Source organism: Guopingia tenuis (assembly GCF_014384805.1).
Classification (GTDB): Bacteria; Bacillota; Clostridia; order Christensenellales; family Christensenellaceae; genus Guopingia; species Guopingia tenuis.
The window spans coordinates 23,429-39,478 of record NZ_JACRSS010000003.1 but is presented as its reverse complement, the minus strand read 5'-3'; the positions used below and the strand labels follow the sequence as shown (position 1 = coordinate 39,478).

Genomic DNA, 16,050 nt, shown 5'->3' with positions numbered 1-16,050 from the left:
TTGAAAAGAGGGAGATGCAGCGTTGGAAAAGAAAGTACGGTATTCCCGGCAGAGAGAGCTGATCCGCCAAACCGTCCGCAGCCATCCCTCGCATCCCACAGCGGATGAGGTTTTCGCCATGGTGCGGGAAGTATGTCCCAATATCAGCCTGGCGACGGTATACCGAAATCTAAATTTCCTGGCCGAAGAAGGGAGCATCCGCAAAATCCCCACAGAAAACGGCCCGGACAGATTTGATGGCCAGGAGCCGGAACATTATCACCTGATCTGCACGCAATGCGGGCGGGTGATCGATATCGGTGCGGAAGTGTTTCGGGAGATTGCTGAGGAAATCTTTGAGGAAAATGGCTTTGTTATGAGCAGCCAGCGGCTGATCATATATGGAATCTGCGAGGATTGCAACCAAAAACAAAAGAAAGAGGGAGAAAAGAAATGAGCAATTTGAAAGGCACAAAAACAGAAGCGAATTTGATGGCGGCGTTTGCCGGAGAGTCTCAGGCGCGCAACAAATACACCTATTATGCCTCCAAGGCGAAAAAAGAAGGATATGAGCAGATTGCCGCTCTGTTCCTGGAAACCGCCAACAACGAAAAAGAGCACGCGAAGATTTGGTTCAAGCTTTTGAACGACGGCATCGGCGACACGGCTTCCAACCTGAAGGATGCGGCTGCCGGCGAAAACTATGAATGGACGGACATGTATGCGCAGTTCGCCAAAGAAGCCAAGGAAGAGGGCTTTGACAAGATCGCATATTTATTTGAGGAAGTGGGCAAAATTGAAAAGGAACACGAAGAACGCTATCTGGCCCTTTTGAAGAACGTGGAAGACGGCAAGGTATTTGAAAAGGCCGGCGTTGTGATCTGGAAATGCGCCAACTGCGGCCATATCCATGTGGGCGAAAAAGCTCCCCAGGTATGCCCCGTATGTGCGCATCCCCAGGCGTATTTCGAACTGCAGGCGAAAAATTACTAAGAAGAATCAACAAAAAAACGGCAGGCGCTGGGGCTTTCCCGGCGTCTGTTTGTTTGAAAGGAGAAAACTATGACCCCACTCACAATGGCGATGCTGGGAACCGGATTCACCTGCCTGGCAACAGTGGCCGGCGCCGCAATGGTATTTTTGTTCCGAAAGGAGATTTCTCCCGCAGTACAGCGGGTTTTTCTTGGGTTTGCGGCGGGCGTCATGACGGCGGCCTCGGTCTGGTCGCTTTTGATTCCGGCGATGGAAATGGCAGAGGAACAGGGGCTGGCTCCCTGGGTTCCGGCAGGGGGCGGCTTTCTTCTGGGCGTGGCATTTTTGCTGCTGCTGGATCGGCTGCTCCCCCATATGCATTTGGGTGACGATAAGCCCGAAGGGCTGCATTCCTCGCTGCGGCGGACAACGCTTTTGGTGCTGGCGGTGACGCTGCATAACATCCCCGAAGGGTTGGCGGTGGGCCTGGCCTTTGCCGTTGCGGGAACCAGCCCGGCGGCAACACTTTCCGGGGCCATTGCTCTGGCAATCGGCATGGCGCTCCAGAACTTTCCCGAGGGCGCGGCGGTTTCCCTGCCTCTCAAAAAAGAGGGATTGTCCAACGGGAAAAGTTTTGTTCTTGGTGCACTTTCCGGCGTGGTGGAGCCGGTGGCGGGAATCCTGGGCGTGCTGCTGGCCGGTTCTATCACGGGCGTTATGCCCTGGATTCTCTCTTTTGCTGCCGGTGCCATGATCTATGTGGTGGTGGAGGAACTCATTCCCGAAGCCCATCTGGGGGAACATTCCCATTCCGGAACCCTGGGGGTAATCGCTGGGTTTGTGATTATGATGGTGCTGGATACGGCCCTTGGCTGATTTTGTGGATAATCGCCGTGCATTTGCCGGGAAAATGTGATATACTTATAGCCGGATTTTAAAAACGAGTGGAGGCGGCAGAATGCAGGAGCAATCGTTTATCACATATCCTCCGGAAACGGTGGACAAGGTCCTGGAGATTCTCCGGGAGGAGATCGTCCCGGCGGAAGGGTGCACGGAGCCCATCGCCATCGCCTATGTGGCGGCCCGGGCGGCAAAGCTGCTGGGCAAAACGCCTGAGCGCATGGTGGTATATCCTTCGGGGAACATTATCAAAAACGTGAAGAGTGTTGTGATCCCTAACAGCGGTGGGCTTATTGGGATTGAGGCGGCCGCCGCAATGGGAGCTCTGGCCGGAGACCCGGAAAAGGAGCTTATGGTGATTTCCGAAGCTACGGAAGAGCAGGTGACGGCTGTCCGGGAGTTTCTCGAAAAGGATGCCATTCAGGTGGAGATGGAAAAGACGGATATCAAGCTGTATGTCCGCGTCGAAGTGTTTGCCGGCGGCGAGAGTGCCAGCGTGGAGATTAAGCATACTCACACCAATGTAACCAAAATGGTGAAAAACGGGGAGGTGCTTCTGGATATTCCCTGCGCAGACGGCGACTTCAATTCCTCACTGGCGGATCGGAGCATCCTTTCCATCGAAATGATCTATCACATGGCCCATACCATCGATTTGGAGCGGATCCGCGATCTGTTTTTGCAGGTGATTGATAAAAATACCCGTATTGCCTATGAAGGAATGAGCGGGCACTATGGCGTGAACACCGGGCGGATGATCATGGAAAATATTTCGGCGGGAACCTATGGCAATGATATCCGCAACCGCTGCGCAGCCTTTGCCGCCGCGGGGAGCGACGCCCGGATGAGCGGCTGCGCCCTGCCGGTCATGACCACCAGCGGCAGCGGCAACCAGGGTATGACGGCGTCTCTGCCCGTCATCCAATATTGCCGGGATATGCGCTTGCCGGAGGATACCATGATCCGGGCGCTGTTTTTCTCGCATCTCTCCACGATCCATATCAAGACCAACGTGGGGCGGCTCTCTGCTTACTGCGGAGCCATCTGCGCCTCTGCCGGCGTCAGCGGGGCGCTGACCATGCTGCAGGGCGGCGACCTGGAGGCGGTGGGGGATGCGATCACCAACACCCTGGGAAACCTTTCAGGAGTAATCTGCGACGGAGCCAAGGCTTCCTGCGCGCTGAAGATTGCTTCGGGGATGTATGCCGCTTTTGATGGTGCCATGCTGGCCATGCAAAACCAGAAACTGCGCCCCAAGGAAGGCATTGTGGGCGTGGGAATTGAAAACACTATCCAGCATGTGGGGGAATTGGCTCAGGATGGCATGAAGGAAACCGACCTGGCGATTTTGGAAATTATGTTGAGCAAGCTCTAAAGGTTTTGCCGGGCAAAAGAGCGGTTATAATAAAAAAGAATAAGAATAATATAACCAAACAGGAGGTTTAGTATAGTGAGCGAAGAATGTACCCATGACTGCGGATCCTGCTCCCAGGACTGCGCAGAACGGCAGAAAACGGATTTTTTGGAAAAGCCGCACCCCATGAGCAGCATTAAAAAGGTGATCGGCGTGGTGAGCGGCAAAGGCGGCGTAGGCAAATCCCTGGTGACATCGCTGCTGGCAGTGATGATGAACCGCAAGGGATATCACAGCGCGATTCTGGACGCCGACCTTACCGGGCCGTCGATCCCCAAGGCCTTTGGCATCAAGGAAAAGGCCACGGGAACCGAAGATGCGCTTTTCCCCGTGACCAGCAAAACCGGCATCGACATTATGTCTCTGAATCTGCTGCTGGAAAACGACACCGACCCAGTGGTTTGGCGGGGGCCGATCATTGCAGGCACCGTCAAGCAGTTCTGGACGGACGTGATCTGGAAGGATGTGGACTATATGTTCGTGGATATGCCGCCGGGAACCGGCGACGTTCCGCTGACCGTGTTCCAGTCCCTGCCCCTCGACGGCATCGTCGTGGTAACCTCGCCTCAGGAGCTGGTTTCCATGATTGTGGCCAAGGCTGTGAACATGGCGCATATGATGGATATTCCGATTCTGGGCCTGGTGGAGAATATGAGCTATGTGCAGTGCCCGGACTGCGGGAAGGAAATTCATGTGTTCGGCGAAAGCCATATCGACGAGATCGCCCGGCGGGAGGGCCTGAAAGTTCTGGGCAAGCTGCCCATCGATCCCAAGATCGCCGCCGCCTGCGACGCAGGGGAGATCGAGGATGTGAAGGAGAGTTTCCTGGAGGATGCGGTAGCTGTGCTGCAGACGCTGTAAAAGAAGAAAAAGCGTACCCCGTCGGGTGCGCTTTTTTGTGGGATAAACTCTCGGGATGTTTATTTTGGAGGAGAAACCGGGTATTGTAGAAACGGGACAGAGCCGTTCTCTTAAAGGCTTTGTCCTGTTTTATTTCCGGGAGGTATAACTTGGGAAAGCCGGGGATGGGGATCGCCCCCGGTTGGATAAAGAGAAATGCAGGCTGGCTATATGAACGGGCTGCTCCAGGCGGGAGCGGTTCCCGCAACGCTCCTCCTGCCGACGGGAAAAGCGAAAGGAATAAAAGGAGTCCCACTTATAAAAATCTTTTGCCTATTTTGTTTTTGAACAAGCAAGACGAAAAAAGTTTTCATGGAGCAGGTTTTGGCTTGGACGGGAAATATTAAGTGAAAAAAGGAGTCCAAGGCATAAAACTTTTGCCGGCTTTGTTTTTAAAGAAAGCTGGGCGAAAAAAGTTTTCATGGAGCAGATTTTGGGTTGGAAAGGAAATATTAAGTGAAAAAAGGAGTCCAAGGCATAAAACTCTTTGCCGGCTTTGTTTTTAAGAAAGCAAGACGAAAAAAGTTTTCATGGGAGCAGGTTTGGACTTGGAAGAGGAATATTAAGAGGAAAAAGGAATCCAAGTCATAAAATTTCTTTGCCTACTTTCTTTTTAAAGAAAGTAGGTTGACTTGCAGGAACAAGGCCTGTATACTAAAAAAAAGGAACCTTATCGAGAGTGGCGGAGGGACAGGCCCAAGGAAGCCCGGCAACCGGAAAAACCGGTGCTAAATCCTGCAGCGAAGGCTGAAAGATGAGGGCAAAACAGCAGCGATTGCAAGCGCCTCATGGGAAAGCCCGTGAGGCCTTTTTCGTTATGGGATGCCTTATGGAAAGGGACCTAGAAAAACCAAGGAGGACAAAAATGAAACGGTTATTTACATCGGAATCCGTAACCGAAGGGCATCCGGATAAGATCTGCGACCAGATTTCCGACGCGGTGCTGGATGAAATTCTCCGCCAGGACCCCTATGCCCGGGTGGCCTGCGAGACGGCAGTGAACACGGGGCTGGTGCTGGTGATGGGGGAGATCACCACGAAAGCCTATGTGGACATTCAAAAAATCGCCCGGGATACCATCCGGGAAATTGGCTTCACCGGCCCGGAAGCCGGGTTTGATGCGGATTCCTGCGGCATTCTCACCAGCATTGACGAGCAGTCGGCGGATATTGCCATGGGCGTCAACGATGCGCTGGAGCAGCGGGGAAGCGAGGAAAAGGAGACGGGCGCAGGCGACCAGGGCATGATGTTTGGATATGCCTGCAACGAAACCGACGAGTATATGCCCATGGCTATTTCCATGGCCCACGATCTCACGCGGCGGCTGGCCCAGGTGCGCAAGGAGGGGATTTTGGATTTTCTCCTGCCGGACGGCAAGAGCCAGGTGACGCTGGAATACGAGAACGGAAAGCCCAAGCGGGTGGATACCATTGTCATTTCCTCCCAGCACACGGAATGGGCGAAAAATGACCGCATCCGCGAGGGAATTATTGAAGAGGTTATCCGCCCGGTGATCGACGCAAAATGGCTGGACGGGAATACCCGTTTCCTCATCAACCCCACGGGACGCTTTGTGATCGGCGGCCCCAAGGGCGACAGCGGCCTCACCGGGCGCAAGATCATTGCAGACAGCTATGGCGGCTATGGCAGGCATGGGGGCGGCGCGTTTTCCGGCAAGGATCCGACAAAGGTTGACCGCAGCGCGGCCTATGCGGCGCGGTTTGTGGCGAAGAATATCGTGGCGGCCGGTTTGGCGGAAAAATGCGAGATTGAGCTGGCCTATGCCATCGGCGTGGCCCAGCCGGTGTCTATCCATGTGGATACCTTCGGCACGGGAAAAATGGACGACGGAAAAATCGAAGAGATGGTGCATGCGGAGTTTGACCTCCGGCCAAGGGCCATCATTGAGTCTCTGGATCTCCGCCGGCCTATCTATAAAAAAACAGCGGCCTATGGCCATTTTGGGCGCAAGGACGTGGAGTTCCCCTGGGAACGGCTCACTATGGCAGAACGCCTGAAGTAAGGAGAAAAACGGGTGTCATTTGTGGAAGGAACCGTCATGGAGATTATCTATCGAAATGACGAAAATGGGTATACTGTGCTGGAGCTGGACTGCGACGGCAGCCTGGTGGTGTGTGTGGGGACGATCCCTCTCATCCAGCCGGGAGAGTATGTGCGTTTTTACGGCGCCTATACCACCCATAAAAATTATGGGGAGCAGTTCAAGGTGGCCAGCATGGAGAGCAAGATGCCCGAGGGGGACGAGAGCATTAAACTCTTTTTGTCCGGCGGGCTGATTAAGGGCATCGGGGAAGTGCTGGCTCACCGCATCGTTCAGGAATTTCATAAAGACACCTTTAATATCATTGAAAACCACCCGGAGGAGCTGGCCAAAATCAAGGGAATCAGCCGCCCGGCAGCAGAGCGCATTCAGCAGCAGTTTAAAGAGGTTTCCTCCATCCGCGGCGTGGTGATTGAATTGCAGAAACTGGGGCTGACCATTCGGGAGGCGATGCTGGCCTATGAGGCCTATGGCCAGTCCGCTCCCTATCTCATCGAAAAAAATCCCTACCGCCTGATGGATGACATCCGGGGTATCGGCTTTGAAAAGGCGGACCGCATCGCGGCAGGCATGGGCATGGAGAATTATGGGGATCTGCGGCTCTATAACGGCATCCGCCATGTTTTGAAGCTCAAGATGGAGGGCGGGCATACCTGCCTGCCCCTGGAGATGCTGGTGAAAACGGCGGCCTCCATGCTCCAGGAGAGCGAGGAACGCACCCGCGCCATGCTCACCAAGCTCATCGCCCAGGGCGTGATTTCGGAAAATCTCTATAACGGAACCCAGGCTGTGGCCACGGCGGACGCCTATGCCGCCGAGTCCTTTGATGCCTATAAGCTGATGCAGCTTTGCAAGGCGACGCCGAAAAACGAGATTTCCCTGGCTCTTGCGGAAAAGGTTCTGATGACGGACAAGCAGCTTTCTGAGGAGCAGGAACGGGCGGTGCTGATGGCGCTGCAAAACAGCGTGGCGGTCATTACCGGCGGCCCGGGAACGGGAAAGACGACGATTCTCAACCAGATCATCACGATTCTGGAGAAAAGCGGGATCACGGCGGTGCTCGCCGCCCCTACCGGGCGCGCTGCCAAGCGGATGGAAAAGGCGACCCTCCGGGAGGCAAAGACCATCCACCGCCTGCTGGAATACGGCGTGACGCCGGGCGAGGAAATCAACGAATTCTGCCGGTTCAACCGGGACGAGGAAAATCCCATTGAGGCCGAGGCGATCATTATTGATGAGATGTCCATGGTGGATATCTTTTTGTTCCGCAGCCTGCTGGCGGCGGTGGCGCCGGGAACCCGGCTGATTTTGACGGGTGACGCTGACCAGCTGCCCTCCGTTGGGCCGGGGAATGTGCTGAAGGATATCATCGCCTCCGGGAAAGTTCCCGTGGCCGTGCTCACGGAGGTATTCCGCCAGCAGGGCAATATCGCCCTGAACGCCAGCCGGGTCAACCGGGGAGAGGCCATTGACCTGTTTCCCATGGGGGATTTTGTGTTCCTCCCGGCCTCCGGCCCGGAGGATACCCTGCGGCAGACGGTCTCGGTTTTTCTGGAGCGGCTGAAGGATGGATACAGCCTGGATGATGTGCAGATCATCTGCCCCGTGAAAAAAGGAGAAATCGGCGTATATAACATCAACAAAACCCTTCGGGAGGTGCTCAATCCGCGGCTTGTCGGCAAGGAGGAATTCACCTTTGGGGACACAACCTACCGCGTGGGCGACAAGGTGATGCAGACCACCAATAACTATTCCAAGGAATGGTATATCAAGGGCACGGTAAAAATGCTGAGCCGGGGAACCGGGGCCTATAACGGCGATCTGGGGCGCATTGAGGCCATTGATACGGAAGAAAAGACCGTAGATATTCTCTTTGACGGAGAGCGGATGGCGACCTATGAGTGGAACGAGATGGATCAGCTGGAGCATGCGTATGCCGTCACTGTGCATAAAAGCCAGGGCAGTGAATTCAACACGGTGATCTTGCCTCTCTATTACGGAGGCAACGATTTTCTGACCCGCAACCTGCTCTATACGGCGATTACCCGGGCCAAGGAAAAAATGATCGTCATTGGGAGCGCCCGGACCGTCCAGTTTATGGTCCATAACAGCCGGATCTCGCATCGGTTCACCGCCTTGAAATATGAGCTGAAGAGCTGCGGGGATTTTATGGACAACGTGGGAAGGGGCCAGGAGAGCCTGCAGCAGGAATATGAAAAGCTCCTGGGCATATTTGATGAAGATTAGAGAGGCGCTCCGCCGGCTGACAGACGCCATATTCTTTCCGGATATCCCGGTCTGCGGCTGCTGCGGAAAGGAATTAGAGGATCGGAAAAGCGGCGTCGGCTTTTGCCGAGACTGCGGAGCCGAGATGGAGAAACGGCGGCTCCCGGCCGCGGCGACGGATCGGGGCGTTCTGCTTTATGCCTGTTATCTCTATGGCGGGAGCGTCCGGCGGATCGTGCACCGCTATAAATTTGATTCCGGCAAATGGCTGGCTCCCTTTTTAGGAGAGGAGATGGCAAAACAGGCGGCGCAAATTCCGGGGCCGCTGGATGCTGTGGCCTTTGTTCCGCTGCATAAAAAGCGGCGGCGGCAGAGAGGATACGACCAGGCTGAGCTGCTGGCGAAGGAAGTGGCAAAAAGAAGCGGGCTTCCTTTGGTCTACGGGCTTTCCCGCACGATATCTACCAAAAAACAGTCTACTCTGAAGGCTGGGGAGAGAAAAACGAATGTCCGCGGCGCTTTTGTCCGGCGGAAGGAAACGCCGGAAACCGAGATTGCCGGGAAGCATTTTCTGCTCATCGACGATGTTGCCGCGACCGGCTCCACCCTAGCGGAATGCGCCCGGGTGCTCCGGGAATCGGGTGCGGCCAGCGTGTCGGCGCTTGTATATGCCCGTTCAGAAAACCAGGGAGAGATGGCGGACGCATAAGAGAGAAACAGAAAAGAGGTGCAGAAAAATTTCTGCACCTCTTTTGATGAATCGATATAAGCAGGGCAATCCATTGCCGAACCCGAGGCGGTTTTGACGGCTTTTGCCATGTGGAATGTTGCCTTAGATCAGACTTCTGCGGACGGCTCCTGCCGGCGGATATAGAGACCGATGGCGGTATCCAGCCGGGCACGCTGAATCATGCAGCTCACGGCATGGGGCTTCATGATATCGCCGCTGGTGTTATAGGCATTGGCTGCGCAGCCGCCGCTGCAAAAATATTTGGCATAACATGCCTGGCATTCCGGCTTTTTGAACACATGGCAGTCCCGGAAGGGATCGCCCACCGAAGGATCGAACGTGCCCTCCAGGACGTTGCCCATTTTGAAGCCCTCTTTGCCGACGAACTGATGGCAGGGGTAAATGTCTCCTTTGGGAGTGATGGCGGCATATTCCATTCCCGCGCCGCAGCCCCGCAAACGCTTATTGAGGCAGGGACCGGAGGAAAAGTCCACCATGAAATGGAAGAAATGGAAGGGACGCCCCTCCGCGCGGCGGGCTTCCAGCATGCGCCCCAGCCGCCGGTATTCCCGGTCGATGGCGGGAAGATCGCTTTCCTGAATGGCCAGGGGACCGTCCGTTACCACCGGTTCCAGAGAGATCTCCCGAAAGCCCTGATCCGCGATTGCCAGGACGTCATTGGCAAAATCCAGGTTGCGGGCCGTATAGGTGCCGCGGATATAGTATTCCTGGTCTCCCCGGGAGGCAATCAGGCGTTTGGCGTTGGCGATGACCTTGTCATAGCTGCCCTGCCCGGCGGCATTTTTCCGCTCGGCATCGTGAATTTCCCGGCGTCCGTCGATGCTGATAACCAGGTTTTTCATCTCCCGGTTGATAAAATCCACCATTTCATCCGTCACATGATAGGCGTTGGTGGTCATGGTGAAACGAATGACCTTGTTATGCCGCTTTTCCAGCTCCCGGCCATAGGCAGTAATGGCCTTGACAACGCTGAAATTGATGAGGGGCTCGCCGCCAAAGAAATCCACTTCCAGGTGCTTGCGCCCTTTGGATTGGGCAATGAGAAAATCGAGGGCGGCTTTGCCCACCTCCTCGCTCATGAGGGAGCGCTCTCCCATATAGGTGCCTTCTGAGGCAAAACAATAAGAGCAGCGCAGGTTGCAGTCATGGGCAATATGCAGGCAGAGGGATTTAATGACCGGCTTATTGAAGACCGGAGCCGAGGGTTCCACAAGGCAGGGACAGTCAAAAAGGCCGTCCTCCCGCAGCTCGGCGATTTCTTCCAGCGCCTCGGCGATATCAGTTGGGGGATATTTTCCCGAAAGAGCGGATGTGATCTCCGCGCCGTCCACCATGCCCGTTTCCATCAAATGGGCGATATCATAGACCAGCTCGTCCACATGATGAAGCGAACCGCTCTCCACATCCAAAATAAAATAGGTGTCCTCAAAATGTCCGGCGTGAATCAATGTTTTTCCTCCATGATGAAAAAAAGATTGCGCAAGCAATCCCTGATGTCGTAAATGTAGCCGGCGGCGGAGCCGCCGGCGCTGCGTAAAATAGGTTTACGCGTCCTTTTCGCACTTCTGATTGGCAACAGTGCAGGAAGTTTTGCAGGCAGACTGGCAGGATGCCTGGCATTCGCCGCAGCCGCCTTTTTCCATGCTGTTTTTCAGGCATGCTTTTGCAACCACTTTAATGTGTTTCATAGTAGTCCTCCTACTTTAAAATTTCCAAACATTTGGCCGGACAGAATACTCTATCCGGATTTAGATTCTATTATACACGAAACCTGCCCGGCAAACAAGGGGGCGCCTTACTTTCTTTAAAAAGAAAATAGGCAAAGAAAATTTATAACGGGGATATACCATTTATGTGGTTTTATTCGCTTCATCTAAGATTTGCCATGCCGATGGCCTTTTAACTGGGCGATCCCCATAAATCCTATCAAAGGACTGTGTTTGGAAAAAAGAACGGACAAAGGCAAGGTTTGATCCCGCTTCAGGTTTTCCTGCCTCCTTTGGAAACCAGCTTTTTCATAGATGACAGGCAAAAATCGAGGGGATGGATGATTTGCCGATTTTTCTGAAACAATGAAAAAATTCGGAAAGGAGAAGAAATATCGCTTCTATCGTCCCGATTACGTACTGTTTTATCTGGAAAAAGGGTTCAGCTCTCTTTTCTGTTTTCGAGAACGCATGTCCGATCCTTGTAAACTCTGCCTTGTCGGGGTATAATAAGCCTGATCTGTGGTTCTGCGGTCTGTGGTTGAAAATCGATGCCAGTCGCAGGCAAAACGATCCACGTAAGCCGGGGAAACTTCCGGTGAGCATGGTGCGGCTTAGAAGTCAGTCCGTCCGGGCAAACAGCCCGAGAGAAGCAGTAGTGGGGGGAGAATATCCTAGGAGCGAACCTTCCAGGCGGCGGGTGTGGGGGCAAAGACCAGGTCAGCGCGGAGCTGCGGATCCTCAAAAATTCCATATATTTGAGAGCATAGCAGGAGAAAAAAGATGATGCGGGCAGTCGACATTGCGAAATTGGGAAGTGACCGGAAAAAGGTGAAGGAGATCTACATGCGTGCGTTTCCAGGGAAGAACGCACGCCTTTTTGGATGATGCGCGCCATGGCGAAGATGCAGAATACCAGGTTTCTGGCATTTTATGAAGAGGCGCTTCTCTGCGGCTTTGTCTATATGGCTGTTGCCGGCAATATTGTGTTTGTCATGTTTTTCGCGGTGGAGGAAAGTCTGCGCTGCCGTGGATATGGGGGCCGGATCTTGGCAGAAATCCAGGCACAGCATCCGGCACAAAAATTGTCATTTCCATTGAAAAATGTGATTGGAGACGTACCGGATCTGGAAAAGCGGCTGCGGCGCAAAAGCTTTTATCTCCGAAACGGATTTCAGGAAACGGGGTTCCGCATCGAGCTGGAAAAACAGGAGCAGGAAATTATCATAAAAAATGGAACCTTTGACAGCAGAGAATTTTCTGGTTTTCTCAAAAAATACAGCAATGGGACTCTGCGGCCGCCCATATGGAAAGCAGATGCAGAAAATGAATAAAAAGAGAATCCCCCGGGGATTCTCTTTTTTGCTTTTGTCAGGAGGATGATGGCGAGGATTCGGACTGCATGGCCTGCTCTTCCCCACTGAGCTCCCGGCCAAATTTCTGCCATTTGGTTCCCCGAAAGCGCAGGAGGAAAAAGGTGATGCGGCAGACCCAGTCGATCACCATGGCCACCCAGACGCCGAACAGCCCCATATGGAGGAATTTCCCGAGGACAAAGCTGAAACCGATGCGGAAGGTCCACATAGAGGCCACCGAGACGATCATGGTGAATTTCACATCGTTGGAGGCCCGCAGGGTATTAGGCAGGACAAAGGAGAAGGACCACATGACCGCCGCGCAGATGCAATAGAAAATGATGATCTCGCTGGCCGTTCGGGTCGTGCCCGGCGAGAGCTGATAGATATTCAGTATCAGCGGCAGGGCCGCAACGATCAGAGCGCCTACCACGGCGATATAGAGGGTTGACATACGCACCAGGCGCTTTGTATATGTGCGCGCCTGGCCATAATCCATAGCCCCCACGCATTGGCCGACGACGGTAATCATGGCCAGGCTGATGGCATTGCCGGGAAGAACGCAGATGGCCGATAGGTTGTTGGCGACGGCATTGGCGGCGATGGCCGTGGTTCCAAAGGAGGAAACCAGGCTCAAAACCAGAATTTTGCCCAATTGAAACAGCCCGTTTTCAAAGCCGTTGGGAATGCCGATATAGAGAATTTTTTTAATCACGGGGAAATTAGGCCGAATGGAATGCAGATGGCGAACATAGATCTCATTCTTGGAATTATGCACCAAAACCAGCATAATAACAGCAGCCACGATCCGGGAGGCCAGGGAAGCCACGGCGACTCCCGCCGCCCCCATATGCAGGACAAAGACAGTATAGGCGTTTCCGCCGATATTGATGACGTTCATGAGCAGGGAGGTATACATGGAAACCTTGGAATTGCCCATGGAACGATAGAGGGCTGTGCAGGAATTATAGAGGGCGATGAAGGGATAGGAGAGAGCAGAGATCCAGAAATAGGTGACGGCGTTTTCCATCACGTCGGCGTCAATGGAGCCGAAGGTTAAAGAGAGCAGTCCTCGGTTGAAAATGAGGGCAACGGCCGCCATGGCGAAGGAAAAGAGCAATGCGGTAAGCAAAAGCTGTTTGGCGGATTCGCAGGCATCCCTGCGGTCCTTCTGGCCCAGATATTGGGAGGCGACGACCGCGCCGCCCGTGGTGAGCGCGCTTAGAATGTTGATGATGAGCAGATTGATGTTATCCACCAGGGAGACGCCGGAAATGGCGGCCTCCCCTGCGGCGGAAACCATCATTGTGTCCGCCATGCCCACCGTAACCGTCAAGAGCTGTTCGATCATCAGGGGAACGATCAGCCTGCGTAGATTTTCCTTTGAAAACAGCGGTGCCCTGGTTTCCACCTGTCCCCACCTCTTCATAATAAAAAGTAGATAAATATAACGGAAATTTAACGTATTCTTTATCTTCATCATAGCAGGAGGATGCAGGAATGGCAAGAAAAGAATAAAGCTTTCCCGATATTTTGAAGAAAAACCGCTGTTTTTTGTGGAAATGACAGGGATTTTAAAAAGCAGACAGGGATAAAATGGGAACGCTTTCAGCGCAAATGAGAAGAGAGCGAAAGGGGACAGACGGCGGAACGCTGCAGGAAATGAGCGGAACCCTAATCGATTCGGCTGGAAACCCGCCCGATGGGGGATGCTGTTTGCCCTTGCGGGAGATGGCGGAGAAAAGAAGGAAATCCGATTTTCAGCAAGGGAATGCAGAGCGGGAAAAGTGTGAGAAGCATGGTCTTAAAGAGTTGCGTCATTCCCGTGCCGATTTGCAAAGAAAGTATATTTCCTGGATTTTTGGCGGTGGGCTGTGGACTGGATGCCTGCCGCCCGTATGGGAGATACAAACACTATTTTATGGACAAAAAAGGAACCGGCGCCTGCCGGTTCCTTCAAATTTCGTTTAGTTTTTCCGGCTGCCGAATAAGCGCAGCAGATAGAGGAAGATGTTGATGAAATCCAGATACAGCTGCAAAGCCGAAATAATCGAAGCCTTCTTGAGCATCGCCGTATCTCCCTGGAAGGAGAAATAATAGGCCTTGATTTTCTGGGTGTCATAGGCGGTGTAAGCCAGGAAGAGGATGACGCCCACATAGCTGAGGATGATTTCCATGGTGCTGTTGTTCATGAAGAGATTCACGATGGTCACCAGCAGCAGCCCGATCAGGCCGAAAAGAAGCACCTTGCCCCAGCCCGAAAGATCCTGCTTGGTGAGATAACCCCAGGCGCCCATGATGCCAAAAACCAACGCCGTGACGCCGAAAATCGCGATGGCCGAGGTGACTTCATAGGTGAGGAAAATCAGGGCGAAAGTAAAGCCCGTGAGAGCGGCATAGAGAAAGAACATGGCGGTCGCTCCGCCGACGGAGATCTTTTTGAGCCGCGCGGAAAGGACGATAACCACCACCAGCTCCGCGATAATGACACCCCACATGACGCCCGGCGCCGTGAGAACCAGCCGCTCCATGAGGCCGGTGGCTGCGAGGGCAACAGCGACCAGGAAGGTAACTCCCAGCCCCGCAAACATCCAGAGATAGGTTTTTGCTGTATACCGGCCGAGGGATTCCTGTTGGGCAGCGGCTTCGCCGGTGGTATATACGCTGTTATTGTCGATCATGGAAAATGCCTCCTTGCAAGTTTCTCAATTGTTATTATTTTACCATATCCTTATATGTTATGTAAACAAAAAACGATTTTGCCAATCCAACAGCTGGAAAAATATTTGTTAGGAGAATGTAAATTTCCCCCGCGGATTTTTTGAAATGCCGCAGGGAAAAAAGGATATTGGGCCGGGAATGTGGAATACTATGATCATAGAAAAAGCCTGCGCCGGACAAGGCTTCCGTGCGCGGGGCGCGAAACAAACGCGCAATATGAAAGGGGGCACAAAAATGCGTCTGAGTGTTACAGGAAAAGGTATGGAGGTCTCCGAATACCTGCAGGGCATCGTTACAAAGAAGGCATCCAAGCTGGAAAGGTATTTCAAAAAGGATACCGAGGTGTTTGTCACTCTTTCCATTGAAAAGAGCCGGCACATCTGTGAGGTGACCGTCCCCTTCGACGGGGTTCTCCTCCGGACGGAGGAAGTCTCGGGGGATATGTATAACTCCATCGATGCGTCGCTGAAAAAGCTGGAACGGCAGATCCGGCGGCACCGCACCAAACTGGAAAAACGCCTGCATGAAAAGGCTTATGACTATGCTGAGCCCGTTTTTTATGAAGAAGAGGACGAGGCCGAGCCGGAAGCCCGGCTGGTTCGCCGCAAAAAGTTCGCCGTCAAACCCATGAGTCTGGAGGAGGCGGAAATGCAGATGGAGCTTTTGGGGCATAGCTTCTTCGTCTATGTGGATGCAGATACCCAGGAGGTAAACGTTTTATACCGCAGAAAAGACGGGGATTTGGGGCTGATCGAGCCTGAATATGAATAAGAATACAGAATCCGGCGGAAACGCCGGATTTTTTTGCGTCCTGCCGGCCGTCTTAAGGAGGAGGAAGGAAATTTGATCGGCGGACGGCAGAGCGCGGCTGTTCTCGGAAAAAGGCAGGTGGATTCCGGATTTGGCAGCTGCGGCAGGAAAAACGACAGGAAGCGGAGCGGCCTACATTTCCGGGAAAAGCAGATAATTATATTGCAGCGGCGCCGGCGGACCGCGCATATCCGGCAGGTTCCGCACATTTCAGGGGGAGCATCTTGATGGGTGCGGAAAGCCCGCAGAATTTT

The 16,050-nt window shown here is 53.6% G+C and carries 16 protein-coding genes and 1 riboswitch; of the genes, 12 read left to right on the top strand and 4 right to left on the bottom strand.

Annotation, left to right across the window (positions count from 1 at the left end; genetic code table 11):
* Positions 1-22: 22 nt before the first annotated feature.
* The 9 genes from H8693_RS06790 (at position 23) to H8693_RS06750 (ending at position 9,162) form a co-directional block, all read left to right on the top strand.
* Entirely contained in the window at positions 23-436 is a 414-nt protein-coding gene (locus tag H8693_RS06790) for a Fur family transcriptional regulator (protein ID WP_178620165.1), read from the top strand.
* Positions 433-972, top strand: a complete 540-nt coding sequence (gene rbr, locus H8693_RS06785; RefSeq protein ID WP_178620168.1) for a rubrerythrin — start codon at positions 433-435, stop codon at positions 970-972. The genes H8693_RS06790 and rbr overlap by 4 nt, the downstream gene beginning before the upstream one ends.
* A 69-nt stretch (positions 973-1,041) precedes the next feature.
* Positions 1,042-1,827: a ZIP family metal transporter gene (locus H8693_RS06780; protein WP_178620171.1), complete on the top strand. Its 786-nt coding sequence runs from the start codon at positions 1,042-1,044 to the stop codon at positions 1,825-1,827.
* A gap of 82 nt (positions 1,828-1,909) precedes the next feature.
* Positions 1,910-3,226 carry an L-cysteine desulfidase family protein gene (locus H8693_RS06775; RefSeq protein ID WP_249280360.1) on the top strand — a complete coding sequence of 439 codons (1,317 nt, stop codon included), beginning with the start codon at positions 1,910-1,912 and terminating at the stop codon, positions 3,224-3,226.
* A 75-nt stretch (positions 3,227-3,301) separates the two neighbouring features.
* Positions 3,302-4,126: a P-loop NTPase gene (locus H8693_RS06770; protein ID WP_249280359.1), complete on the top strand. Its 825-nt coding sequence runs from the start codon at positions 3,302-3,304 to the stop codon at positions 4,124-4,126.
* A gap of 149 nt (positions 4,127-4,275) precedes the next feature.
* Positions 4,276-4,512, top strand: coding sequence for a hypothetical protein (locus H8693_RS06765; RefSeq protein ID WP_249280358.1), 237 nt, complete (start codon positions 4,276-4,278; stop codon positions 4,510-4,512).
* Positions 4,513-4,832: 320 nt separating this feature from the next.
* Positions 4,833-4,926: riboswitch (SAM riboswitch) on the top strand.
* Positions 4,927-5,030: 104 nt separating this feature from the next.
* Positions 5,031-6,188, top strand: coding sequence for a methionine adenosyltransferase (metK, locus tag H8693_RS06760; protein WP_178620180.1), 1,158 nt, complete (start codon positions 5,031-5,033; stop codon positions 6,186-6,188).
* Between the two features lie 12 nt (positions 6,189-6,200).
* Entirely contained in the window at positions 6,201-8,474 is a 2,274-nt protein-coding gene (recD2, locus tag H8693_RS06755; RefSeq protein ID WP_249280357.1) for an SF1B family DNA helicase RecD2, read from the top strand.
* Positions 8,464-9,162, top strand: a complete 699-nt coding sequence (locus H8693_RS06750) for a ComF family protein (RefSeq protein ID WP_249280561.1) — start codon at positions 8,464-8,466, stop codon at positions 9,160-9,162. The genes recD2 and H8693_RS06750 overlap by 11 nt, the downstream gene beginning before the upstream one ends.
* 128 nt (positions 9,163-9,290) lie before the next feature.
* Here H8693_RS06750 and scfB read toward each other — a convergent pair whose 3' ends face one another.
* Both scfB and scfA read right to left on the bottom strand, forming a co-directional pair.
* A complete protein-coding gene (scfB, locus tag H8693_RS06745; protein ID WP_249280356.1) occupies positions 9,291-10,652 on the bottom strand; it encodes a thioether cross-link-forming SCIFF peptide maturase in 1,362 nt (453 codons plus the stop codon).
* A 96-nt stretch (positions 10,653-10,748) separates the two neighbouring features.
* Positions 10,749-10,892, bottom strand: a complete 144-nt coding sequence (gene scfA / locus H8693_RS06740) for a six-cysteine ranthipeptide SCIFF (RefSeq protein WP_178620191.1) — start codon at positions 10,890-10,892, stop codon at positions 10,749-10,751.
* A gap of 914 nt (positions 10,893-11,806) precedes the next feature.
* On the opposite strand from scfA, the gene H8693_RS06735 reads away from it, so the two are divergent.
* Positions 11,807-12,244 carry a GNAT family N-acetyltransferase gene (locus H8693_RS06735; protein WP_249280355.1) on the top strand — a complete coding sequence of 146 codons (438 nt, stop codon included), beginning with the start codon at positions 11,807-11,809 and terminating at the stop codon, positions 12,242-12,244.
* A gap of 37 nt (positions 12,245-12,281) precedes the next feature.
* Here the strand turns inward: H8693_RS06735 and H8693_RS06730 are convergent, their stop codons facing one another.
* On the bottom strand, positions 12,282-13,694 hold the full coding sequence (locus tag H8693_RS06730; RefSeq protein WP_249280354.1) for an MATE family efflux transporter: 1,413 nt from the start codon (positions 13,692-13,694) through the stop codon (positions 12,282-12,284).
* Positions 13,695-13,861: 167 nt separating this feature from the next.
* On the opposite strand from H8693_RS06730, the gene H8693_RS06725 reads away from it, so the two are divergent.
* Complete coding sequence (locus tag H8693_RS06725) at positions 13,862-14,236, top strand: hypothetical protein (RefSeq protein ID WP_249280353.1); 375 nt, start codon at positions 13,862-13,864, stop codon at positions 14,234-14,236.
* Here H8693_RS06725 and H8693_RS06720 read toward each other — a convergent pair.
* Entirely contained in the window at positions 14,233-14,946 is a 714-nt protein-coding gene (locus H8693_RS06720) for a Bax inhibitor-1/YccA family protein (protein WP_249280352.1), read from the bottom strand. The two genes, H8693_RS06725 and H8693_RS06720, sit on opposite strands and share 4 nt — an antisense overlap.
* Before the next feature lie 274 nt (positions 14,947-15,220).
* On the opposite strand from H8693_RS06720, the gene hpf reads away from it, so the two are divergent.
* On the top strand, positions 15,221-15,757 hold the full coding sequence (gene hpf / locus H8693_RS06715; protein WP_178619733.1) for a ribosome hibernation-promoting factor, HPF/YfiA family: 537 nt from the start codon (positions 15,221-15,223) through the stop codon (positions 15,755-15,757).
* Positions 15,758-16,050 lie beyond the last annotated feature (293 nt).